This is a genomic window from Streptomyces sp. NPDC005898 (genome assembly GCF_040629635.1).
GTDB lineage: Bacteria > Actinomycetota > Actinomycetes > Streptomycetales > Streptomycetaceae > Streptomyces.
This window is the reverse complement of record NZ_JBEXWC010000007.1, coordinates 182,028-205,100: the sequence shown is the minus strand read 5'-3', so window position 1 is coordinate 205,100 and position 23,073 is coordinate 182,028. Positions and strand designations below refer to the sequence as shown.

General features: G+C 70.4%; 21 protein-coding genes and 1 riboswitch. Of the genes, 16 read left to right on the top strand and 5 right to left on the bottom strand.

Annotated features, from left to right (window positions below; all coding sequences use genetic code 11):
* Positions 1-132: 132 nt before the first annotated feature.
* Positions 133-1,107 carry a carbohydrate kinase family protein gene (locus ABZ385_RS12790; protein WP_358584028.1) on the top strand — a complete coding sequence of 325 codons (975 nt, stop codon included), beginning with the start codon at positions 133-135 and terminating at the stop codon, positions 1,105-1,107.
* Here the strand turns inward: ABZ385_RS12790 and ABZ385_RS12785 are convergent, their stop codons facing one another.
* The gene (locus ABZ385_RS12785) at positions 1,108-2,487 is read right to left on the bottom strand and encodes an aminotransferase class V-fold PLP-dependent enzyme (protein ID WP_358911291.1); all 1,380 of its coding nucleotides are present in this window, start codon (positions 2,485-2,487) and stop codon (positions 1,108-1,110) included.
* Positions 2,488-2,834: 347 nt separating this feature from the next.
* Between ABZ385_RS12785 and coxB the strand changes: the two genes are divergently transcribed.
* The 4 genes from coxB (at position 2,835) to ABZ385_RS12765 (ending at position 7,309) form a co-directional block, all read left to right on the top strand.
* Complete coding sequence (gene coxB / locus ABZ385_RS12780) at positions 2,835-3,797, top strand: cytochrome c oxidase subunit II (RefSeq protein WP_358584032.1); 963 nt, start codon at positions 2,835-2,837, stop codon at positions 3,795-3,797.
* Positions 3,794-5,533, top strand: coding sequence for a cytochrome c oxidase subunit I (gene ctaD / locus ABZ385_RS12775; RefSeq protein ID WP_358584034.1), 1,740 nt, complete (start codon positions 3,794-3,796; stop codon positions 5,531-5,533). Before coxB ends, ctaD begins: the two co-directional genes overlap by 4 nt.
* A complete protein-coding gene (locus tag ABZ385_RS12770; protein WP_358584035.1) occupies positions 5,530-5,928 on the top strand; it encodes a cytochrome c oxidase subunit 4 in 399 nt (132 codons plus the stop codon). Before ctaD ends, ABZ385_RS12770 begins: the two co-directional genes overlap by 4 nt.
* 133 nt (positions 5,929-6,061) lie before the next feature.
* Entirely contained in the window at positions 6,062-7,309 is a 1,248-nt protein-coding gene (locus ABZ385_RS12765; RefSeq protein WP_358697584.1) for an Ig-like domain-containing protein, read from the top strand.
* 83 nt (positions 7,310-7,392) lie between these two features.
* Here ABZ385_RS12765 and ABZ385_RS12760 read toward each other — a convergent pair whose 3' ends face one another.
* Positions 7,393-7,794, bottom strand: coding sequence for a hypothetical protein (locus tag ABZ385_RS12760; RefSeq protein WP_358584039.1), 402 nt, complete (start codon positions 7,792-7,794; stop codon positions 7,393-7,395).
* Positions 7,795-7,988: 194 nt separating this feature from the next.
* Between ABZ385_RS12760 and ABZ385_RS12755 the strand changes: the two genes are divergently transcribed.
* From ABZ385_RS12755 to ABZ385_RS12730, 6 genes are all read left to right on the top strand, one after another.
* Positions 7,989-8,609: a heme-copper oxidase subunit III gene (locus ABZ385_RS12755; RefSeq protein ID WP_205035075.1), complete on the top strand. Its 621-nt coding sequence runs from the start codon at positions 7,989-7,991 to the stop codon at positions 8,607-8,609.
* 74 nt (positions 8,610-8,683) lie between these two features.
* On the top strand, positions 8,684-9,493 hold the full coding sequence (locus tag ABZ385_RS12750; protein ID WP_358584041.1) for a cytochrome c: 810 nt from the start codon (positions 8,684-8,686) through the stop codon (positions 9,491-9,493).
* Entirely contained in the window at positions 9,490-10,551 is a 1,062-nt protein-coding gene (locus ABZ385_RS12745; RefSeq protein ID WP_358584043.1) for a Rieske 2Fe-2S domain-containing protein, read from the top strand. The genes ABZ385_RS12750 and ABZ385_RS12745 overlap by 4 nt, the downstream gene beginning before the upstream one ends.
* Before the next feature lie 4 nt (positions 10,552-10,555).
* The gene (locus ABZ385_RS12740; protein ID WP_358584045.1) at positions 10,556-12,175 is read left to right on the top strand and encodes a cytochrome bc complex cytochrome b subunit; all 1,620 of its coding nucleotides are present in this window, start codon (positions 10,556-10,558) and stop codon (positions 12,173-12,175) included.
* Between the two features lie 208 nt (positions 12,176-12,383).
* Positions 12,384-13,448, top strand: coding sequence for an anthranilate phosphoribosyltransferase (gene trpD, locus ABZ385_RS12735; protein WP_358584046.1), 1,065 nt, complete (start codon positions 12,384-12,386; stop codon positions 13,446-13,448).
* An 87-nt stretch (positions 13,449-13,535) separates the two neighbouring features.
* Positions 13,536-13,653, top strand: a riboswitch (SAM riboswitch).
* 190 nt (positions 13,654-13,843) lie between these two features.
* Positions 13,844-15,223, top strand: a complete 1,380-nt coding sequence (locus tag ABZ385_RS12730; protein ID WP_358584048.1) for an aminotransferase class V-fold PLP-dependent enzyme — start codon at positions 13,844-13,846, stop codon at positions 15,221-15,223.
* Positions 15,224-15,240: 17 nt separating this feature from the next.
* Here the strand turns inward: ABZ385_RS12730 and ABZ385_RS12725 are convergent, their stop codons facing one another.
* Positions 15,241-15,522, bottom strand: coding sequence for an Lrp/AsnC ligand binding domain-containing protein (locus tag ABZ385_RS12725; protein ID WP_125512351.1), 282 nt, complete (start codon positions 15,520-15,522; stop codon positions 15,241-15,243).
* Positions 15,519-16,253 carry a rhomboid family intramembrane serine protease gene (locus ABZ385_RS12720; protein ID WP_358911289.1) on the bottom strand — a complete coding sequence of 245 codons (735 nt, stop codon included), beginning with the start codon at positions 16,251-16,253 and terminating at the stop codon, positions 15,519-15,521. The genes ABZ385_RS12725 and ABZ385_RS12720 overlap by 4 nt, the downstream gene beginning before the upstream one ends.
* A gap of 156 nt (positions 16,254-16,409) precedes the next feature.
* Here ABZ385_RS12720 and ABZ385_RS12715 point away from each other — a divergent pair, with 156 nt between their 5' ends.
* The 5 genes from ABZ385_RS12715 to ABZ385_RS12695 all read left to right on the top strand — a co-directional run bounded on the left by ABZ385_RS12715 (position 16,410) and on the right by ABZ385_RS12695 (position 21,835).
* Positions 16,410-16,649, top strand: coding sequence for a hypothetical protein (locus ABZ385_RS12715; RefSeq protein WP_358584052.1), 240 nt, complete (start codon positions 16,410-16,412; stop codon positions 16,647-16,649).
* Positions 16,650-16,682: 33 nt separating this feature from the next.
* Positions 16,683-18,032: an NYN domain-containing protein gene (locus tag ABZ385_RS12710; protein ID WP_358584054.1), complete on the top strand. Its 1,350-nt coding sequence runs from the start codon at positions 16,683-16,685 to the stop codon at positions 18,030-18,032.
* 268 nt (positions 18,033-18,300) lie between these two features.
* Entirely contained in the window at positions 18,301-19,347 is a 1,047-nt protein-coding gene (locus ABZ385_RS12705) for an NlpC/P60 family protein (protein WP_358911287.1), read from the top strand.
* A 212-nt stretch (positions 19,348-19,559) separates the two neighbouring features.
* Positions 19,560-20,585 (top strand): NlpC/P60 family protein, encoded by a 1,026-nt coding sequence (locus ABZ385_RS12700; protein WP_358911286.1) that lies wholly within the window; start codon positions 19,560-19,562, stop codon positions 20,583-20,585.
* Between the two features lie 38 nt (positions 20,586-20,623).
* Positions 20,624-21,835 (top strand): hypothetical protein, encoded by a 1,212-nt coding sequence (locus ABZ385_RS12695; protein ID WP_358911285.1) that lies wholly within the window; start codon positions 20,624-20,626, stop codon positions 21,833-21,835.
* Here ABZ385_RS12695 and ABZ385_RS12690 read toward each other — a convergent pair.
* On the bottom strand, positions 21,792-23,039 hold the full coding sequence (locus ABZ385_RS12690; RefSeq protein ID WP_358911283.1) for a glycosyltransferase family 87 protein: 1,248 nt from the start codon (positions 23,037-23,039) through the stop codon (positions 21,792-21,794). The genes ABZ385_RS12695 and ABZ385_RS12690 overlap by 44 nt on opposite strands.
* Positions 23,040-23,073: the final 34 nt, after the last annotated feature.

The following is a 23,073-nucleotide window of genomic DNA, read 5'->3' as shown; positions in this document are numbered from 1 at the left end:
GGCACCGTAGGCATCTGGACGCCCAGGAAAAAAGCCCTACTATCGGGTAGTTTTGGCCTCTTCAGCGTGGGTGTTCGACCCGCTAACGTGAACTGTCAACCCCTCGCCTCTCCTCTACAGGAGCACCCAGCCGTGCGTATCGCAGTCACCGGCTCCATCGCCACCGACCATCTGATGACCTTCCCCGGCCGCTTCGCCGACCAGCTGGTCGCCGATCAGCTGCACACGGTCTCCCTCTCGTTCCTGGTCGACGCGCTCGACGTCCGCAGGGGAGGCGTGGCCGCCAACATCACCTTCGGCATGGGGCAGCTCGGCACCGCCCCGATCCTGGTCGGCGCCGCGGGCTCCGACTTCGACGAGTACCGCGCCTGGCTCGACCGGCACGGCGTGGACACCGCCTCGGTCCGCATCTCCGAGACGCTGCACACCGCACGCTTCGTCTGCACCACCGACGCCGACCACAACCAGATCGGCTCCTTCTACACGGGCGCGATGAGCGAGGCGCGCCTGATCGAGCTGAAGACGGTCGCCGACCGCGTCGGCGGACTCGACCTCGTCCTGATCGGCGCCGACGACCCCGAGGCGATGCTCCGGCACACCGAGGAGTGCCGCACCCGCCGCATCCCCTTCGCCGCCGACTTCTCCCAGCAGATCGCCCGCATGGGGGGCGAGGAGATCCGCACCCTCCTCGACGGCGCCACGTACCTCTTCTCCAACGAGTACGAGAAGGGGCTCATCGAGTCCAAGACCGGCTGGACCGACGCCGAGATCCTCTCCCGCGTCGGCCACCGCGTGACGACCCTCGGCGCGAACGGCGTGCGCATCGAGGCCGTCGGCCAGGACCCGATCGAGGTCGGCGTCCCCGAGGAGGAGGCCAAGGTCGAGCCGACCGGCGTCGGCGACGCGTTCCGCGCGGGCTTCCTGTCCGGCCTCGCCTGGGGCGTCTCCCACGAGCGCGCCGCCCAGGTGGGCTGCATGCTCGCCACCCTGGTCATCGAGACCGTCGGCACCCAGGAGTACGAGCTGCGGCGCAGCAACTTCATGGACCGCTTCACCAAGGCGTACGGCCACGAGGCCGCCGCCGAGGTCGGCGCCCACCTCGTGTGATCACGAGCGCCGGCGGACCACGTACGCGCTGCCCCGGTCCGCCGGCCGCTCACCCACGTACTCCTGCTCGCGCATCTCGCACCACGCCGGGATGTCGAGGCGCGCCGCCTCGTCGTCGGCGAGCACGGTCACCGTCCCGCCCAGCGGGACGTCCCCGATGACCTTCGCCAGCTCGATGACGGGCAGCGGACACCGCTTGCCGAGCGCGTCGACGACCAGTGCCGCCCCTTCCGTACGGGGCCGCGGCCCCACCGGCGCCCCCAGCTGCTCGCGCACCCCGGCGACGGCGCCGGGCAGCACGTCGAGGAACCGCTCCACCTCGGCCGCCTCCGTGCCCATCGGCAGCGAGACCCGGACGTTCCCCTCGCTCAGCACCCCCATCGCCTTCAGGACATGGCTCGGGGTCAGCGTGGAGCTGGTGCACGACGACCCGGACGACACGGAGAACCCGGCCCGGTCCAGCTCGTGCAGCAGGCTCTCCCCGTCGACATAGAGACAGGAGAAGGTGACGAGGTGCGGCAGCCGCCGTACGGGGTCGCCCACCACCTCCGCGTCCGGCACCAGGGCGGGCACCCGCGCCCTGATCCGCTCCGTCAGCTCCCGCAGCCGCACCCCCTCCGCCGCGGCCTCGGCGCGCACCGCCCGCAGCGAGGCCGCCGCCGCGACGACGGCCGGAATGTTCTCGAACCCGGCGGCGCGCCCCGACTCCCGCTCGTCCGCGGGATCTTGCCCGGCGAAGCGCACCCCCTTGCGCACGACGAGCAGCCCGACCCCCGCCGGGCCGCCCCACTTGTGGGCGCTGCCAGTCAGCAGCGACCAGTCGCCGCCCACCGGCCCCCAGAGCAGCGACTGCGCCGCGTCCACCAGGAGCGGCACCCCGGCCGCCCGGCAGGCCGCCGCCACCTCGGCCACCGGCTGCTCGGTGCCCACCTCGTGGTTGGCGGACTGCAGGCAGGCGAGCGCGGTGTCCTCGCGCAGCGCGGCGGCGAACACCCCGGGGTCGACCGCCCCGCCCCGGTCCACCGGCACCTCGGTCACCGTCCCGCCGCCGGCCTCGTGGGCCGCGGCCGAATGGAGCACCGACGAGTGTTCGACCGCCGACACGATCAGGTGGCGTCCGGCGCGGCGCCGCCCGGCCAGCGCGCCCGCGACCCCGGAGTGCACGGCACGGGTGCCGGAGGAGGTGAAGACCAGCTCGTCGGGCCTGCACCCCACGGCCTCGGCGGCCGCCTCCCGCGCCGCGTCGAGCAGCAGCCGGGCCCGCCGCCCCTCGCGGTAGAGCCGCGCCGGATCGGCCCACCCCTCATCCAGCGAGGCCACCAGGGCCTGCCGGGCAACGGGATGAAGAGGCACGGAAGAAGCAACATCAAAGTAGGCCACCCCCCAACGCTAGACCGCCCACCCCTGAGGGGCGCCCGCAGGGCGCACCCCTCAGGGGCGCGGGGAACTGCGCGCCCAGCCCCCACCGAACCCGCACCCGCGGACGACCAGATTCCGCCGAGCTCAGAGGCACCCGACCCCCCGTCAGAAAGCGCGAGGCGGCGCACCGTCCCACCCTTCGGAGTGACCCGCGGCGCGTTAGGCACCCTCCCCGCGCGACCCCAAAATGCGTCCAGTAGGGTTTGGTCCGCATAAACATCCAAACCCCTGCCCGTCGCAGGGCGGCGACCGACCAGCGAGAAGGCCGCAGCCGACAAGCGCGGGCGAGACTCTCGGGAAGGCGCTACGTGAGTCCCAACGGCTCCGACCGCTCGTCGCGGCGCCCGATGCGGCGGAAGCTGCCGCAGGTGCTGACTGCGGGCCTGATCCTGGCGACCGCCACCGGTTGCACATACAAGGATTTCCCCCGCCTTGGAATGCCGACCCCGGTAACGGAAGAGGCTCCGCGGATTCTCTCCCTCTGGCAGGGCTCGTGGGCGGCAGCGCTCGCCACGGGCGTGCTGGTCTGGGGCCTGATCCTGTGGAGCGTCATCTTCCACCGGCGAAGCCGCACCAAGGTGGAGGTTCCTCTTCAGACCCGTTACAACATGCCCATCGAGGCGCTGTACACGGTCGTCCCCCTCATCATCGTCTCCGTGCTGTTCTACTTCACGGCACGGGACGAGTCGAAGCTCCTCAAGCTCGAGGACAAGCCGGCCCACACCATCAACGTGGTCGGCTACCAGTGGAGCTGGGGCTTCAACTACGTCGAGAACGTTCCGGGCGCGGGCAAGGAGAACGCCAGGACCTCCAAGGACCTGGAGGCCATCCCGGACAAGTTCCGCGACGACTTCCCGGCCAAGGCCAACGGCGTCTACGAAGTCGGCACGCCCGGTGAGCGGAACCCCCAGAACGGAAACCCCGGCCCGACCCTCTGGCTCCCCAAGGGCGAGAAGGTTCGTTTCGTCCTGACTTCGCGTGACGTCATCCACTCCTTCTGGGTGGTGCCGTTCCTCATGAAGCAGGACGTCATCCCGGGCCACACCAACGCCTTCGAGGTGACTCCGAACAAGGAGGGCACCTTCATGGGCAAGTGCGCCGAGCTGTGCGGCGTCGACCACTCCCGGATGCTCTTCAACGTCAAGGTCGTCTCTCCCGAGCGCTACAAGCAGCACCTCGAGGACCTGGCGAAGAAGAACCAGACCGGTTACATCCCGGCCGGCATCGAGCAGACGCCCCACGAGAAGAACCGGGAGACGAACAACCTGTGAGCATCCTCAACGAACCTCAGGGTGCCGCGGCAGCAGAAGACTCGTACGAGAACGAGCTGCCGGTCAGGCGCAAGCGGCCGGGAAACGTCGTCGTCAAGTGGATGACCACCACTGACCACAAGACCATCGGCACGCTCTATCTGGTCACCTCGTTCGCGTTCTTCTGCATCGGCGGAGTGATGGCGCTCTTCATGCGCGCCGAACTCGCCCGCCCGGGCTCGCAGCTCATGTCGAACGAGCAGTTCAACCAGGCGTTCACGATGCACGGCACGATCATGCTGCTGATGTTCGCGACGCCGCTGTTCGCCGGCTTCGCGAACTGGATCATGCCGCTGCAGATCGGCGCGCCCGACGTCGCCTTCCCGCGACTGAACATGTTCGCCTACTGGCTCTACCTGTTCGGCTCGCTCATCGCGGTCGGTGGTTTCCTCACGCCGAACGGCGCGGCCGACTTCGGCTGGTTCGCCTACAGCCCGCTCTCGGACGCCGTCCGCTCCCCGGGCATCGGCGCCGACATGTGGATCATGGGTCTGGCCTTCTCCGGCTTCGGCACGATCCTCGGCTCGGTCAACTTCATCACCACGATCATCTGCATGCGCGCGCCCGGCATGACCATGTTCCGCATGCCGATCTTCGTGTGGAACGTGCTGCTGACGGCCGTCCTCGTGCTGCTGGCCTTCCCGGTCCTGGCCGCCGCGCTGTTCGCCCTGGAGGCGGACCGCAAATTCGGTGCCCATGTCTTCGACGCGGCCAATGGCGGCGCATTGCTCTGGCAACACCTCTTCTGGTTCTTCGGCCATCCAGAGGTGTACATCATCGCGCTGCCATTCTTCGGAATCATTTCCGAGGTCATCCCGGTCTTCTCCCGCAAGCCGATGTTCGGCTACATGGGCCTGATCGGTGCGACGATCGCGATCGCGGGTCTGTCGGTGACGGTGTGGGCGCACCACATGTACGTCACGGGCGGCGTGCTGTTGCCGTTCTTCTCCTTCATGACGTTCCTCATCGCCGTACCGACAGGCGTGAAGTTCTTCAACTGGATCGGCACCATGTGGAAGGGGTCACTGAGTTTCGAGACCCCGATGCTGTGGGCGGTCGGCTTCCTGATCACCTTCACCTTCGGCGGTCTGACGGGTGTCATCCTGGCCTCGCCGCCGATGGACTTCCACGTCTCGGACTCGTACTTCGTGGTGGCGCACTTCCACTACGTGGTCTTCGGCACCGTCGTCTTCGCGATGTTCTCCGGCTTCCACTTCTGGTGGCCGAAGTTCACCGGCAAGATGCTCGACGAGCGCCTCGGAAAGATCACCTTCTGGACGCTGTTCGTGGGCTTCCACGGCACGTTCCTGGTCCAGCACTGGCTGGGCGCCGAGGGCATGCCGCGTCGTTACGCGGACTACCTCGACGCCGACGGCTTCACCGCGCTGAACACGATCTCGACGATCAGCTCGTTCCTGCTCGGCCTGTCGATCCTGCCGTTCTTCTACAACATCTGGAAGACGGCCAAGTACGGCAAGAAGGTCGAGGTCGACGACCCGTGGGGCTACGGCCGCTCGCTGGAGTGGGCCACGTCCTGCCCGCCGCCGCGGCACAACTTCCTCACCCTGCCGCGCATCCGCAGTGAATCGCCGGCCTTCGACCTGCACCACCCCGACATCGCCGCGCTCGGCCAGATCGAGAACGCCGGGCAGAAGGACACCAAGATGTTCGGTGGCGACAAGGAGGCCGCGAAGTGAAGATCCAGGGCAAGATGTTCATCTGGCTGAGCGTCTTCGTCCTCGCCATGGCGATCGTCTATGGCGTGTGGTCGAAGGAGCCGGCCGGTACCACGGCGCTCTTCCTGGCCTTCGGCCTGTGCATCATGATCGGCTACTACCTGGCCTTCACGGCCCGGCGGGTCGACGCCTCCGCACAGGACAACAAGGAGGCCGACGTCGCGGACGAGGCCGGCGAGGTGGGCTTCTTCAGCCCGCACAGCTGGCAGCCGCTCTCGCTGGCCATCGGCGGCGCGCTCGCCTTCATGAGCATCGCCATCGGCTGGTGGCTGCTGTACTTCTCCGCCCCCCTCCTGCTCATCGGCCTGTGGGGCTGGGTCTTCGAGTACTACCGCGGCGAGAACCAGACCCAGTGAGTCTGTAGCTCCCGCCCGCGCCAGGGGCCCGGACACTCCGTCAGGAGCGTCCGGGCCCCTCGGCGTGTCGCGCTCGCCCCTCCAACGGGTCACTCACCGCGCCGGACCGGATGAACCTCCCTACCGTGAGTTCATGAGCCACTCACCGCGAATCCCCACGGTACTGAGCTGCACGATGCTGGTGGCCGCACTCGGTGCGGGGGCCACGGCATGCGGCGGCCCCGACGGCCACCCGCTCTCGGCGAAGCCGTACGACGCGGCCGGCCAGATCGCCTTCAACGGCCCGGTGGGCAGCAAGAAGGCGGACCCGGACAAGCCCCTTGAGGTCACCGCACAGGGCGAGGACGGACGCATCACCGACGTCACGGCCACCGACGCCCTGGGGCGGTACGTGGCGGGCGAACTCTCCGCCGACGGCGCCCGCTGGCGCAGCACCGGCCCGCTGGCGGCAGGCGCCCAGTACACCGTCCGGGTGAGCACCGAGGACGAGGAGGGCGCGCCGGGCCGCAAGGTCATGAACTTCGAGACCGAGGTGCCGCCCAAGAAGAAGCGGCTGGGCGTCACCTTCGGCCCCGAGGCGGGCACCTACGGCGTCGGACAGCCCGTCATCGCCTCCCTCGACGCCGCGGTGAAGGGCAAGGAGGCCAGGGCGACCGTCGAGCGGGCCCTGAAGGTCCGGTCGGTGCCCGCGGTCGAGGGCGCCTGGTACTGGGTGGACGACAAGACGCTGCACTACCGCCCCAAGGAGTACTGGCCCGCCCGCGCCACGATCAGCGTGTCCAGCAACCTGGCGGGCATCAAGGTCGCCGACAAGCTGTGGGGCGGCGAGAGCAAGCCCCTGAAGTTCACCACCGGGGACCGGGTCGAGGCCGTGACGGACGCCGGATCCCACTGGATGACGGTCTACCGCAACGGCAAGGAGATCAACTCGATCCCGGTGACCACCGGCAAGCCCGGCTACTCCACCCGCAACGGCGTCAAGGTCGTGCTCGGCAAGGAGTACTCCGTACGCATGACCAGCGCCAGCATCGGCGCCTCGGACTTCTACGACAAGCAGGTCTACTACGCGACGCGGGTCACCGACTCCGGCGAGTACGTGCACGCCGCGCCCTGGTCGACCGGCTCCCAGGGCGTGGCGAACACCAGCCACGGCTGCACCGGCATGAGCACCGGCAACGCCGCCTGGTTCTACGAGAACGTGCGCCAGGGCGACCTGGTGAAGGTCGTCAACAGCTACGGCGAGGACATGCCGGCGTTCGGCAACGGCCTCGGCGACTGGAACATGAGCTGGACGAACTGGCGCAAGGGCAGCGCGCTGCTGTCCGGCACCAAGGAGGGCCCCACGGCGGCCGACGCGGCCCGACTGCGGCCGCAGGTCTAGCGAGGCCGCAGGAGACGGCTCACAGGGCCCCACACCGCGCCGTGAGACCCCGGCCGGGCCGCTGTGGCCCCTGCCCTCGGGCCTCAGGCCCGCACGGCCGCCCTGCCGCGCAGCAGGCCCGCCAGCGCGTCCGCGAACTCCACCGGTTCGACCGGAAGGGTCACCGCCGCTTCCGCGCGGCTCCAGGTGGCGAGCCAGGCGTCCTGGGGGCGCCCGATGAGCAGCAGGACCGGCGGCGCCTGGAAGATCTCGTCCTTGATCTGACGGCACACGCCCATGCCGCCCGCCGGCGTCGCCTCGCCGTCCAGCACGCAGACGTCGACGCCGCCCTCGTCCAGCTGCTTGAGCACGGCGGGCAGGGTCGCGCACTCGATGAACTCGACCTCGGGAACGTCCGTCGCCGGCCTGCGCCCGGTGGCCGACCGGACCTGCTCGCGGGTGCTCGCGTTGTCGCTGTAGACCAGCACCGTGGCGGTCGGCTGCATTGTTCCTCCAGATCATCGAGCTGAACAGGCTGTGCCGTCGTGGGATCGGGGACCGATGCGCGGATGCTACCCCTCCCGACACCCCGTCAACAGCGGTTCGGACAGGCCTCCGATGGGCCATACGGGCAGGACACACCCCGCAGACACTCCGAACGGCACCCCCCGGGGTGAGGGCGGGATAAGCGACCGACATAATGTCGGTCGTGGCGACAGCAACGACAGTAGATACCGGGCACGCGCACCCGCCGGTCAATCGACCGAACCTCACCAGCGTCGGAACCATCATCTGGCTGAGTTCCGAGCTGATGTTCTTCGCGGCCCTCTTCGCGATGTACTTCACCCTGCGATCGGTGACAGGTCCTGATCACTGGAAGGAAATGGCCTCGGCCCTGAACTTCCCGTTCTCGGCGACGAACACCACCATCCTGGTGCTCTCCTCTCTCACGTGTCAGCTCGGCGTCTTCGCCGCTGAGCGTGGCGACGTGAAGAAGCTCCGGATGTGGTTCATCGTCACCTTCATCATGGGTGCGATCTTCATCGGCGGTCAGGTGTTCGAGTACACCGAGCTGGTCAAGAAGGACGGGCTCTCGCTCTCCTCCGACCCGTACGGCTCGGTCTTCTACCTGACCACCGGCTTCCACGGACTGCATGTGACAGGCGGCCTGATCGCCTTCCTGCTGGTCCTCGGCCGCACCTACGCGGCCAGGAAGTTCACCCATGAACAGGCGACCGCAGCCATCGTCGTGTCCTACTACTGGCACTTCGTCGATGTGGTCTGGATCGGACTCTTCGCCACGATCTACATGATCAAGTAATCGGCGGGGTCGCTCGCGCGACGTACCGACACATTCCAGCATCGACGCAGAAGATCCTGACACCGGGGTAATCCGTGAAAAAGCTCTCCGCACGACGACGCCATCCGCTGGCGGCGGTCGTCGTCCTACTCCTCGCGCTGGCGGCCACCGGGGGGCTGTACGCCGCGTTCGCGCCGGCGGACAAGGCGCAGGCCGACGACACCGCCCAGTCCCTCGCCATCGACGAGGGCAAGAAGCTCTACGCCGTGGGCTGCTCCAGCTGCCACGGAACCGGCGGTCAGGGGTCCTCCGACGGTCCGCCGCTGACGGGCGTGGGCGCCGCGGCGGTCGACTTCCAGGTCGGCACCGGGCGTATGCCGCTCCAGCAGCAGGGTGCCCAGGCGCCCAAGAAGAAGGTCATTTACAACCAGGCCCAGATCGACCAGCTCGCGGCGTACATCTCCTCGCTCGGCGCCGGTCCCTCGGTCCCCACCGAGAAGCAGTACAGCCCGGCCGGGGCGGACATCGCCAAGGGTGGCGAGCTGTTCCGCACCAACTGCGCGCAGTGCCACAACTTCACCGGTGAGGGTGGCGCGCTGACGCACGGCAAGTACGCGCCGTCACTCGAAGGTGTCTCCCCGAAGCACATCTACGAGGCCATGCAGACCGGCCCGCAGAACATGCCGTCCTTCCCCGACACCACGATGCCGGAGAAGGAGAAGAAGGAGATCATCGCGTACCTCGACGCGGTCAACGGCGAGAAGACCCAGAGCCCCGGCGGTCTCAAGCTGGGTGGGCTGGGCCCGGTCAGTGAAGGCCTCTTCGGCTGGATCTTCGGTCTCGGCTCGCTGATCGCGGTCGCCGTGTGGGTCGCCGCTCGGACCGCAAAGGCCAAGAAGTCATGAGTAGCCAAGAGATTCCAGAAGAGAACCTGCCCAGCAAGCAGGTGACCGAGCCCGAGCACGGTTCGGTGGCGGTCGCGGACGAGAACCCGTTCGCCGACCCGGGGCTCCCGCCCCACCAGCACCGCATCCAGGACATCGACGAGCGGGCCGCGAAGCGCTCCGAGCGTGCGATCGCGTTCCTGTTCACGCTGTCCATGCTGGCCACGGTCGGCTTCATCGCCGCGTTCGTGACCATCCCGGCCGACCGCAGCGTCTTCGTCTGGCCGATCGGACACATCAGCGGGCTCAACTTCGCCCTGGGTCTGACCCTCGGCCTCGCGCTCTTCTGCATCGGCGCGGGTGCGGTCCACTGGGCCCGCACCCTGATGTCCGACGTGGAGGTCGCCGACGAGCGTCACCCGATCGAGGCCGAGCCCGAGGTCAGGGCCAAGGTCATGGCCGACTTCAAGGCCGGTGCCGCGGAGTCGCAGTTCGGCCGGCGCAAGCTGATCCGCAACACGATGTTCGGCGCGCTGGCCCTGGTCCCGCTCTCCGGTGTCGTCCTCCTGCGCGACCTCGGTCCGCTGCCCGAGGACAAGCTCCGGCACACCAAGTGGGCCAAGGGCAAGAAGCTCGTCAACATGAACACCAACGAGCCGCTGCGTCCCTCGGACGTGCAGGTCGGTTCGCTGACGTTCGCCATGCCCGAGGGCATGTCGGAGCACGACCACGACTTCCAGACCCAGATCGCCAAGGCCGCCCTGATGATCGTCCGGATCCAGCCGGAGAACATCAAGGACAAGCGCGAGCTCGAGTGGTCGCACGAGGGCGTCGTGGCGTACTCCAAGATCTGCACCCACGTGGGCTGCCCGATCTCCCTGTACGAGCAGCAGACGCACCACGTCCTGTGCCCGTGCCACCAGTCCACCTTCGACCTCTCCGACGGTGCCCGAGTGATCTTCGGCCCCGCTGGTCACCCCCTGCCGCAGCTGCGCATCGGTGTGAACGAGGAGGGCTACCTCGAGGCGCTCGGCGACTTCGAAGAGCCCGTCGGTCCTGCCTTCTTCGAGAGGGGCTGACCTGATGAGCAGCGACAACAAGAAGAAGGCACCCGCCGGCGAGCGGGTGGCCGACTGGGCCGACGGCCGCCTTGGGATCTACTCCCTGGCCAAGGCCAACATGCGCAAGATCTTCCCGGACCACTGGTCCTTCATGCTCGGCGAGATCTGCATGTACAGCTTCATCATCATCATCCTCACGGGTGTGTATCTGACGCTGTTCTTCCACCCGTCGATGAACGAGGTGGAGTACCACGGCAGCTACGTCCCGCTGCAGGGACAGCTGATGTCCGAGGCGTTCAACTCGACCATGCACATCTCCTTCGATGTGCGCGGTGGTCTGCTGATCCGGCAGATCCACCACTGGGCGGCGCTGATCTTCCTCGCCGGCATGTTCGTGCACATGATGCGCGTGTTCTTCACGGGCGCCTTCCGCAAGCCGCGTGAGGTCAACTGGCTGTTCGGCTTCCTGCTGTTCGTCCTCGGCATGTTCACCGGTTTCACCGGTTACTCGCTCCCGGACGACCTGCTCTCCGGCACCGGTGTGCGCTTCATGCAGGGCGCGATCCTGTCCGTCCCGGTCGTCGGCACGTATCTGTCGATGTTCCTGTTCGGCGGGGAGTTCCCGGGCGGCGACTTCGTGGCGCGGTTCTACTCGGTGCACATCCTGCTGCTGCCGGGCATCATGCTGGGCCTGATGGTGGCGCACCTGATCCTGGTCTTCTACCACAAGCACACGCAGTTCGCGGGCCCCGGCAAGAGCAACAAGAACGTCGTCGGCATGCCGCTGCTGCCCGTGTACATGGCCAAGGCCGGAGGCTTCTTCTTCCTGGTCTTCGGTGTCATCGCGGCCATCGCGGCCATCGCCTCGATCAACCCGATCTGGGCGATGGGCCCCTACCGTCCGGACCACGTGTCCACCGGCGCCCAGCCCGACTGGTACATGGGCTTCGCCGAGGGCCTGATCCGTGTCATGCCGGGCTGGGAGATCAACCTCTGGGGCCACACGCTGGTCCTCGGTGTGTTCATCCCGTTGGTGATCTTCCCGTTGGTCCTCGCGGCCATCGCGGTCTACCCGTTCATCGAGTCCTGGGTCACCGGGGACAAGCGCGAGCACCACATCCTGGACCGCCCGCGCAACGTCCCGACCCGTACGGCCTTCGGTGTCGCGTGGATCACCGCGTACATGATCATGCTCGTCGGTGGCGGCAACGACCTGTGGGCCACGCACTTCCACCTGTCGCTGAACGCGATCACCTGGTTCGTCCGGATCTTCTTCTTCGTCGGACCGGTCATCGCCTTCATCGTCACCAAGCGGATCTGCCTCGGCCTCCAGCGCCGCGACAAGGACAAGGTGCTGCACGGCCGCGAGTCGGGCATCATCAAGCGCCTGCCGCACGGTGAGTTCATCGAGGTCCACGAGCCGCTCGACCAGGGGCAGCTGCACACGCTCACCGCGCACGAGCAGTACGCGCCGGTCGAGATCGGCCCCTCGGTCGACGAGAACGGTGTCGAGCGCAAGGTGTCCGGTTCGCAGAAGCTCCGGGCCAAGCTCTCCCAGGGCTACTACGGGGACGACAACCAGATCCCCAAGCCCACCGTCGAGGAGTACAAGGAGATCACCAGCGGCCACGGCCACCACTGATCACCTGAAGCTCCACGAGCTCTGACCTCCCCCACTTTCGGCCTCGCCGGGGCGGGGGACCCACATGGTCGCCACGGCAAGAGCCCCGTCCGGTTCATGGACGGGGCTCTTTGCCGTCCCGGCGGCTGGATAGGGTGGACACCGAGGACCCGGCCCGGCCGACGCGTCGGGTTCTTCCTTCCCCGACAGACGAACACCAGGAGCGGCCATGAGCGCTGTGACCCCCGCAGGAGGCACGACCGCGGCGGGCCGTTCCTGGCCCGACGTGCTGAACGGCCTGCTCGACGGGCGCGACCAGAGCGCCGACGACACGGCCTGGGCCATGGACCGCATCATGCGCGGCGAGGCCACCGACGCCCAGATCGCGGGCTTCGTCGTGGCGCTGCGGGCCAAGGGCGAGACCGTGCAGGAGATCTCCGGCCTGGTCCGCACCATGTACGACCACGCCAACGTGATCGAGGTGCCGGGGCGGACCGTCGACATCGTCGGCACCGGCGGTGACGGCGCCAAGACCGTCAACATCTCCACCATGTCCGCCATCGTCGTGGCCGGCACCGGCGCGAAGGTCGTCAAGCACGGCAACCGCGCCGCGTCCTCGGCCAGCGGCGCCTCCGACGTGCTGGAGAGGCTCGGCGTCAACCTCCAGCTGACCCCCGAGCGGGTCGTGGAGGTCGCCGAGGAGGCGGGCATCACCTTCTGCTTCGCGGTGAAGTTCCACCCGGCGCTGCGACACGCCGGCGCCGCGCGCGGCCAGCTGGGCATCCGGACCGTCTTCAACCTCCTGGGCCCGCTCACCAATCCGGCCCGGGTGCGCGCCCAGGCCGTCGGGGTCGCCGACGCGCGGATGGCCCCGGTCGTCGCCGGTGTCTTCGCCGAGCGCGGCAACTCCTCGCTGGTCTTCCGCGGCGACGACGGGCTGGACGAGCTGACGACGACGGCGACCTCCCGGGTCTGGACGGTGCGCGACGGCGCCGTGCGCGAGGAGGCCTTCGACCCGCGCGACGTGGGGATCGACCTGGTGCCCGTCGAGGCGCTGCGCGGCGCCGACGCCGCGTACAACGCCGAGGTGGCGCTGCGGCTGCTCGACGGCGAGAAGGGGCCGGTGCGCGACGCGGTCCTGCTGAACTCGGCGGCGGCCCTGGTGGCCCTCGCGCAGGAGCCGGGGACCCTCACGGAGCAGATCCGCACGGGCATGGACCGGGCGGCCGAGTCGATCGACTCCGGGGCCGCCAAGAAGGCCCTGGAGCGCTGGGTGGCGGCCAGCAACCGCTGAACCCCCCTCACCCGTGTGACGCACGGCGCGGTCCGGATTCTGGACCGCGCCTTGCGCGCCGAAGATCGTGTGGCAAGATGCTGCACAGGTCATGAGTGACAGCGACTACGGCCCCGGCCCGCTGTCCGGCAACCCTCCGTCCGTGGCGGGGTGCCCCGGGTGAAGACCAGGTCGTACGCAGCAAGGCGTATGGCAAGCGCGGACCCCTGGACATCGGTGGATGTCACAGCCCTGGGGTCCTGGTCCTCAAGGGAGCAGTCTCGTGAGCAAGCGAATGTGTTAGGGCCTCGTCGCCCCTTTTCCGCACACCTTCTTCTTTTCGTCACTGCACCGCCGTACCTCTGCCGTACGCGCGTCGACGCAGTGAACTCACTTGCCTCTTACGGGAGTTCGCCATGTCTGTTTCCGCCGTTGCCGCCGACTCGTCCGTCTGTGCCCCGCTGGCCGTCCTCGGCCGGGACGTCACCGTGCCGCTCGTCACCGGCGGCGAGGTGACGTACGCCGCCCTCGACTACGCGGCGAGCGCGCCGGCGCTCCAGCGGGTGTGGGACGACGTGGCCGCGTACGCGCCGTACTACGGCAGCGTGCACCGCGGCGCCGGGTACCTCTCGCAGCTGTCCACCGACCTCTTCGAGAACTCCCGTACGGCCGTCGCGGAGTTCCTCGACTGCCGCCCGGACGACCAGGTCGTCTTCACCCGGTCCACCACCGACTCGCTGAACCTGCTCGCCGCCGCGCTGCCCGCCGGCTGCGAGGTCTTCGTCTTCGAGACCGAGCACCACGCCTCGCTGCTGCCCTGGCGGGACGCCCGCGTCACCTACCTCGACGCGCCGCGCACCCACGCCGAGGCCGTGCGGACCCTGGAGCGGGCCCTGGCCGCCCGCGAACCCCACGGGCCCGCCCTGGTGTGCGTGACCGGCGCCTCGAACGTCACCGGCGAGCTGTGGCCGGTGCGGGAGCTGGCCGCCGCCGCGCACGCCCACGGCGCCCGCATCGTCCTGGACGCCGCGCAGCTCGCCCCCCACCACCCGGTCTCCGTACGGGAGTTGGACGTCGACTGGGTCGCCTTCTCCGGGCACAAGCTGTACGCGCCGTTCGGCTCGGGCGTGCTCGCGGGACGCTCCGACTGGCTGCGGGCGGCCGAGCCCTACCTCGCGGGCGGCGGCGCCTCGCGCAAGGTGGCGCGGCGCCCCAAGGAAGCGGGCGGCGGCGTGGACGTCGAGTGGCACGAGAGCGCCGCCCGCCACGAGGCCGGCTCGCCGAACGTGATCGGCGTCTACTCCATCGCCTCCGCCTGCAAGGCGCTCACCGAGGCCGGCTTCGAGGAGCTGGTCGCCCGGGAGCAGCACTTGATCGGGAAGGTGCGCGAGGGGCTCGCCGAGGTGCCCGCCGTGCGGATCCTCTCGCTCTTCGGTGACGACGCGCCGCGCGTGGGCGTCATCTCCTTCGTGGTGGACGGCTGGAACAGCTCGCACTTCGCCGCCGCGCTCTCCGCCGAGTACGGCATCGGCGTACGCGACGGCCTGTTCTGCGCCCACCCGCTGCTGCGCACCCTGCTCGGTGCCGAGAGCGAGGAGCCCGGCGAGTGCGGCGCCCCCGAGGCCGCGCCGGGCGAGAAGTCCCTGAACGCGATCCGCGTGAGCTTCGGCGCGGGCACCCCGGACGAGCACGTCGAGCGGTTCGTGGGCGCCGTCAAGGAGCTGGTGGCCGACGGCGCGCGCTGGAGCTACCGCACGCAGGACGGCCGCTGCGTGCCGGACACCGGCGCCGCCTGAGAGGTCCCGCCGGGGGGCTAGGAGTCGAGGCCGATCGCGAACGCCGCTTCCAGGTCGTGCTGCGAGTACGTGCGGAACGCCACGTGGGTGTCCGTCGCCTCCACGCCGGGGATCTTGCTGATCCGCCCGGGGATGACGTCCGCGAGGTCGTCGTGGCGCGGCACCCGCACCATCGCGATCAGGTCGTAGGTGCCGGTCACGGAGAAGACCTCGCTGACCGAGTCGAGCGCGGCGATCGACTCGGCGATCTCCGGAATCCGGTCCACGCTGGTCTTGATGAGCACGATCGCGGTGATCACGGCTGGCTGTCTCCCTCGGTGGCCGGTACTGCTGTGCCTGTCACCTTAGCCTTCCGCGCGGACCACCCCCAGGCGTAGAGAAAGCCCAGGGAGAAGCCGACGAGGTGGGCCAGATAGGCCACTCCGGTGCCCTTGCCGGCCTGCCCCGCCGCCAGCCACTGGAGCGTCACCCAGAACGGCAGCACGAGCCAGGCGGGAAAGCGCAGGGGCAGGAAGAACAGGAACGGGAAGAGGCTGGTGACGCGCGCCTTCGGGAAGAGGCGCAGGAACGCGCCGAGGACCGCGGAGATCGCCCCGGAGGCCCCGACGAGGGTCTGGCCGGAACCCGCGTGCGCCGCCGCGTAGGCGAGCAGGGCGAAATAGCCGCAGACGACGTAGAAGAGTGCGTAGGGCACATGTCCCATGCGCTGTTCGACCATGGCCCCGAAGACGTACAGGAACAGCATGTTCCCGAGCAGGTGCACCCAGCTGCCGTGCACGAACAGCGCGGTGAACGGGCCAAGGGCGGCCCGTGGGACGCCGCTGAACAGCTCGGCGGGGACCACGCCCCAGCGTTCGAAGTAGGCCTGTTGCGCGGCGAGCAGCTGGTCACCGGTGCCGTGGGCGGGGTTGAACCCGGAGACCGGGGAGATCACGAAGATCAGGCAGCAGACGGCGATCAGGCCATGGGTCATCGGGGCCGACCGGCCCCCCAGCAGCCGGACCGCCTTCGGGCTCCATGCTTTGATCATGGGCAGAGCATGACGTAACGGGAGCTACCCGCATAGACCGCCATGCCGGGCCGGACACCGCCGCACGGCGACCCTTACAGGCCTTAGGGTTACGGGCGATGCGCCTCGCCGAGCACCGCGGGCGGGCACGGCCACCGAGGAAAGCGAACAGCCACGATGACGGTTCCCCTGCCGACCGCCACCACCCGGTGGCGCTGCACGCTCTGCGGCAATCTCACGCGTTTCGACGTGACCCGCACCTCCAAGGTCGTCGAGTATGTGCATCTCGACCTGGCCGGTGAGTCGAACGTCGAGGAACGCGAGGTGGTCAGTGAGACCATCGAGTCGGTGCGCTGCCGCTGGTGCAACGCGGTGGATCAGGTGGAACTCGTGGACAGGCCGGGCACCGACTCCTGAGGGAGCGGGCCCGCACGGCTAGTGGGGTGACGGATGGTGGAGAGCGCGGGCGGGGAGCCGGACGACGGCACCGCTGAGGTGCTCGACCGTCCGCTGCCCGACGGGGTGCGCCGACGGGTCGTGCAGATCGTCTCGGACGGCTTCGGCGGGCTGACCATGGCGGAACTGCCCGCCCAGCTGAGGCAGTACGCCCGCTTCACGCCCACCCGGCGCGCCAAGTTCGCGGCCAACGCCATGGCGGCGGCCCTGGAGGGCGACACCCTCTTCCGCCAGCGCATCGGTGAGCGCCTCAGGGAGGCGCAGGCCGAGCTGGCCGCCGCCCTGGACGCGGGCACCCCGCCGCCGGCCGCCGACCCCCTGGACGTGGCCGCCGCGGCCTTCGTGCTGCGCCCGCCCGGCTGGGTGAAGCTGGTGACCGCCGCGGGCGAGGAGGCCCAGCGGGCGGACGCCGAGCGCGTGCAGGAGGAGACCAGGGCCGAGCTGGAGCGGCTGCGCGAGGAGCTGGCCGCCGCCCGCGGCCAGACCAGGGCGGAGACCGAGCGGCTGCGCGCGGAGCTGGACGCGGCGCGCAGGGAAGCCGAGTCGATGCACCGCAAGCTGCGCGGCGCGCTCAGTGACGTCAAGCGCGGCGAGGCGGCGCTGCGCAAGGCGACCGCCGAGACCGAGGCGGTCCGCGCCGAACAGCAGGCGCTCCTGTCCGCCGCCGAGAGCGAGACGCGGCGGCTCAAGGCGCGGCTCGGCGAGACCGAGGCCGCCCTGGAGGCCAGCCGCAGGGCCGTCCGCGAGGGGCGCAGCGTGGAGGACATGCGGGTGCGCCTGCTGCTCGACACGGTCCTGGAGTCGGCCCAGGGGCTGCGGCGCGAGCTGGCCCTGCCGCCGGTCTCCGTGCGCCCCGCCGAGACCGTGGACGCCGTGGAGCCCGGCCGGATGTCCCCCAAGGACATCGCCGCCCGCGCCCTCTCCGAGAACGATCCGGCGATCTTGGATCAGCTGCTCGCGCTGCCCCAGGCGCATCTGGTCGTCGACGGCTACAACGTCACCAAGACGGGCTATCCGACCATGCCGCTGGAGAAGCAGCGGTTGCGCCTGCTCGGCTCGCTCTCGCAGCTCGCCCTGCAGTCGGGCGCCGAGGTCACCTGCGTCTTCGACGGCGCGGAGCTGGCCGCTCCGGTGCTGCTGGCGCCGCCGCGCGGGGTGCGGGTGCTGTTCTCCAAGCCCGGTGTCACGGCGGACGAGTTGATCCGCCAGCTGGTGCGCGCCGAGCCGCCCGGCAGGCCCGTGGTCGTCGTGTCGACCGACCGTGAGGTGGCCGACGGGATCGCGAAGGCGGGCGCGCGGCCGGTGGCTTCGGCGGTCCTGCTGAAGAGGCTTTCGCGGGGCTAACGTGCCTGGTGCAACTCCTGGGTCGTATGCCCGAATTGAGCGTCGACCGGAGTGGCGTAGCGTCAGAAGGTCATCACCGGCTGTGCCTTATCGGTAAAGAATGCGCTTCGCGACCGATTTTTTGCCGACGTGATTTGAACTGATCACAAGAAGGTCACTAGGGTCACCCTTCGAACCCCCGCTCGGTTGATCACCCATCCGGGGTGGCGGCGGTGGTACCCGCCCGCCGCGTCTCGGTAGGCGGCTGGAGGAAGAAGGAGCCGCCCGAGTGGCGTCCCACCGTCGACCCAAGCAGCCGAGCCGCACTCGCGTGACCGTGCTCACCGCGACCGCCGCCGCTGCCGTGGCCCTCACCTCGCAGGGCGCCGCCCAGGCCGCGCCGAAGCCGGGCAAGGACGAGGTCAAGTCCAAGGTCGACAAGCTCTACGAGGACGCGGAACGGGCCACCGACAAGTACAACGGGGCCAAGGAGAAGCAGGAGAAGCTGGAGAAGCAGATCGACGCTCTCCAGGACAAGGTCGCCAAGGGCCAGGAGCAGCTCAACGACCTGCGCGACGGCCTCGGCACGATGGCCAGCGCCCAGTACCGCTCCGGCGGCATCGACCCCTCCCTCCAGCTGTTCCTCTCCTCCGACCCGGACGACTACCTCGACAAGGCGTCCACCCTGGACCAGTTGAGCAGCCAGCAGGTCGAGGCGCTCAAGAAGATCCAGAAGAAGCAGCGGGACCTCGCGCAGCAGCGCAAGGAGGCCGCCGGCAAGCTGGACGACCTCGCCGACACCCGTACGGAACTGGGCAAGAAGAAGCGTGAGGTCCAGGGCAAGCTCGGTGAGGCGCAGAAGCTCCTCAACACCCTGACGGCCAAGGAGAAGTCGGACCTGGCCGCCAAGGAGAAGCAGCGCGCGAGCCGTGCCGCCGACCGCGCCGCCGACAAGCCCGCGGACCTCGGCAAGGAGGCCCCCGCCTCCGGCCGCGGCGCCGCCGCCCTGAACGCCGCCGCCACCCAGCTCGGCAAGCCGTACGTCTCCGGCGGCACCGGCCCCAACTCCTTCGACTGCTCGGGCCTTACCCAGTGGTCGTACGCCCAGGCGGGCGTCTCCCTCACCCGGACCACGTACACGCAGCAGAACGACGGCACCAAGATCGGCCGCGGTGAACTCAAGCCCGGCGACCTGGTGTTCTTCAACAACCTCGCGCACGTCGGCCTCTACGCCGGCAACGGCCAGGTGCTGCACGCCCCCAAGCCGGGCGCCGTGGTGCGCTACGAGGCGATGGAGTACCTCGGCGACTTCCAGTTCGGCGTCCGCGTCGCCTGACGTCAACACGCGTGCCGAACCGTCCGAACGGGCGAATTACGGCACCTCGCGCTGACCCCCGCGCCCCGCTGATGACCTGCGTCTGAGGCGGGGCGTCGCGCTGTCCGCACCCATCCGGGTCGTTGGCCGCCGGGGATGCGCACGGCTACTGTCGGCGCGCGTTCCCCCGGGCCGGCCGGGGGGCCCTCCAGCGGAAGGGAGAGCGGCTACCCGTGGTGTCCCATCGCCGTCCCGCCCAGCCCGGCATCGACCGGAGCACGCGCGCCACCGTCCTCACGGCCGCCGCCGCCACCGCGGCCGTCGCCCTCGGCGGCGTGCCCGCGGACGCGGCGCCGCGGGACAAGCCGTCCGACGCCCACTCCAGGGTGGACCGGCTGTACGAACAGGCCGAGCGGGCGACCGAGGCCTACAACAAGGCCGACGAGCGCGCGGACAGGCTGCGCGCGCAGGTCGAGCGGGCCAGGGACCGCGTCGCGCGCGGCCAGCAGCGGATCAACGAGATGCGCGGTTCGCTCGGCGCGCTCGCCGGGGCGCAGTACCGCGAGGGCGGCATCGACCCCGCGCTCCAGCTGATGCTCTCCTCCGACCCGGAGGGCTACCTCGACAAGGCCACGGCACTGGACCGCGTCAGCACCCGGCACGCGGGCCGCCTCGCCGACCTCAGCCGGGCGCAGCGCGGCCTCGCCCAGCAGCGCGCCGAGGCCGGGCGCAAGCTCGCCGAGCTGGAGAAGAGCCGCGCCGTCGTCGCCCGCCACAAGCGCACCGTCGAGCACAAGCTCGCCCAGGCCAGGCGGCTGCTCAACGCGTTGCCGGGCAAGGAGCGCGAGGCCCGCGAGAGGTCCTCGCGCACCAGCGGCCGCGAGGACCTGCCGCAGCCCGGCGCCGCCCCCTCCGCCCGGGCCGCCGCAGCCCTCGCCGCCGCCCGGTCCGCCATCGGCCGCCCCTACGTGTGGGGCGGCAACGGACCCTCCGGCTTCGACTGCTCCGGCCTCATGCAGTGGTCCTACGCCCAGGCCGGCGTCGGCCTGCCGCGCACCTCGCAGGCCCAGCGGTACGCCGGACGGCAGGTGCCGCTGGCCCAGGCGCGCCCCGGTGACCTCGTCGCCTACCGCGACGACGCCAGCCACATCGGGATGTACGTGGGCAACGGCCAGGTCGTGCACGCCCCGCACCCCGGCGCACCGGTCCGCTACGACCCCGTCGGCATGATGCCGGTCTCCTCCGTGACCCGGATCTGACCTCGGGGCGCCCGCCACCGCCCCGTACGATCGGGAAGATGGCCGGTGGCGGGCGTGGGTCGTGGGCGGTGGCGCTGTGCGTCGCGCTCTGCCTCGCCGTGCTGTCCGGCTGCGGCGCCGACCCCGTACCGGACGCCGCCGCCGGGGACGTCCGCAGACTCCTGGACCGGCGCGCGCACGCGGTCCTCGACCGGGACGAGCAGGCCTACGGACGCACCGAGCGGCGGGCGGCCGGCGCGCCCCGTCCGCCCGATCTCCTGGCCCGCGTGCGCGCCCTGCCGCTGGACTCCTGGGAGTACCGCCTCAAGAGCCTGGACCGCACCGGGGCCCGGGCCACCGCGAGCGCCGAACTGCGCTACCGCCTCAAGGGCCACGACCGCGCCCCGCGCACCGCCGCGCGCACGCTCACGCTGGAACGGCACGGCGGACAGTGGTACGTCACCTCCGAGCGGCCCGCGCGGCAGGCGGGCGAGCAGCTCTGGGACCAGGGGCGGGTCGCGGTCGTGCGGGGCCGGCACAGCCTCGTCCTCGGGGTCGGGCACAGCACCGCGGAGCTGCGCGGCCTCGCCGGGCCCGCCGACCGGGCGGTGCCCGCCGTGCGGGACGCCTGGCCGGGTGCGTGGGCGGGGAAGGTCGTCGTCCTCGTGCCCCGCTCCCTGAAGGACATGGCGGACCTCCTCGGCGCGCCCGTGTCCGGGTACCGGGGGATAGCGGCGGTCACCACGGGCGAGGCGGGCGGCTCGGGGCGCGCCCCGGCGGACCGGATCCTCGTCAACCCCGAGGCGTACGGCATCCTCGGGGACCTCGGCAAGCAGGTCGTCCTGACCCACGAGACGGCCCACGTGGCGACCCGCGCGCACACCTCCGATGCCACCCCGCTCTGGCTCTCCGAGGGCTTCGCGGACTGGGTCGGCTACCGCGGCACGGGCCGCACCGCGCGGCAGGCCGCGCCCGAGCTGCGGCGGGCGGTGCGCGGCGGCTCGCTGCCCGGCGCGCTGCCCGAGGACGAGGACTTCGGGTTCGCCGGCGACGCCGGGCGCCTCGCCCAGTCGTACGAGGGCGCGTGGCTGGCCTGCCGGATGATCGCCGACCGGTGGGGCGAGCGGCGGCTGACCGACTTCTACCGGGCCGTCGGGGAGCACGACCGGCGGGCGGGCGCGGTCCGGGACGCGCTGCGGGACGTCCTGCACACCACACCGCGCGACTTCACGGCGCGCTGGCGCACGTATCTGCGCTCGGAGCTGGGCTGACCCGCCCAGGCGCGGTCCCGCCCGACCGCTCGCGGGGTTCGGACAGGGTCTGGCGCCACAGGGTGCGGCAGGCCAGCAGCGTCGCCGCCACCAGCAGGCCGTTGCGTACGCACATCAGGGCGACGCCCAGCGGGTCGCTGACCACGACGTGCGAGAACCACACCGGAAACTCCAGGAACGTCACGAACGTGGCCACCAGCACCAGGCGCACCGGCAGCTCCATGCGGCTCGTGCGGAACGCCAGGCACACGGCGGCCGCGCCGACCAGCCACAGCATGTACTGCGGGCTGATCACCCGGCTCGTCACGGTGAAGAGCAGCACCGCCACGAAGGCCGCGTCCGCGAGGGTGTTCGCCGCCCAGGCCCGGGCGTACAGCCGCCACGCCACGAGCCAGCTCAGGGCCGCCGCCGACAGGAGCTGCGCCGCCGCGCTCACCAGGGGGACGTACGGGCCGAGGAACTCCACCGAGCCGTAGTTGAGCCGGACCTCGCCCCGCCAGCCGAGGTGGCGCCCGACATGGAAGACGAGGGCGCCGAGGGACTCCACCTCGGTGCCGCGGTCACGCTGGAAGGTGAGGAACGCGAGCGCCCCCGGCATCGCCACGAGGAACACCAGCGCGGCGCCGAGCGCGGTGCCCGCCGCGGCGGACCAGGACCGCCGCGTCACCCGCCCGCGCGGGGTGCCGACGAGCAGCAGCACCGGCCACCCCTTGAGCAGCGCCCCGAACCCGGCGAGGGCCCCCGCCACCCGGGGCCGGCCGGCCCCCGCGAGCAGCGCGGCGACCGCGACGGCGGTCACCATCACGTCGTAGCGGGCGTACACGGTCGGGCCGAGCAGGGGCACGCCCACGACCCACACCCACAGCCCGCGCGACGACTTGCCGGGCCGCCGGCCCGCGTACAGGAGCAGCCCGCAGACCGCCGTGTCCGCGAGGAAGGCGAGGACGAAGAAGGCCGAGGCGTAGCCGAGGAAGGGCAGCAGGGCGGGGGAGAGGACGGCGAGGGCGGCGGCGGGCGGGTACTGCCAGGTGACGTCGTCGAGCGGGAAGGTGCCGGTGCGCAGGACCTCGTACCAGCCCTGATAGATGACCGAGACATCGCTCGTGACGTCCGGGCCCGGGACGACGAGCACCCGGAAGACGCAGAGCAGCAGGAGGATCCTGGTCGGGGCCCAGACGGTCAGGACGCGTGCTGTGCCTGTCATGCGCTCCTCGCCCCTTTTCACATGCTTCGTCGTG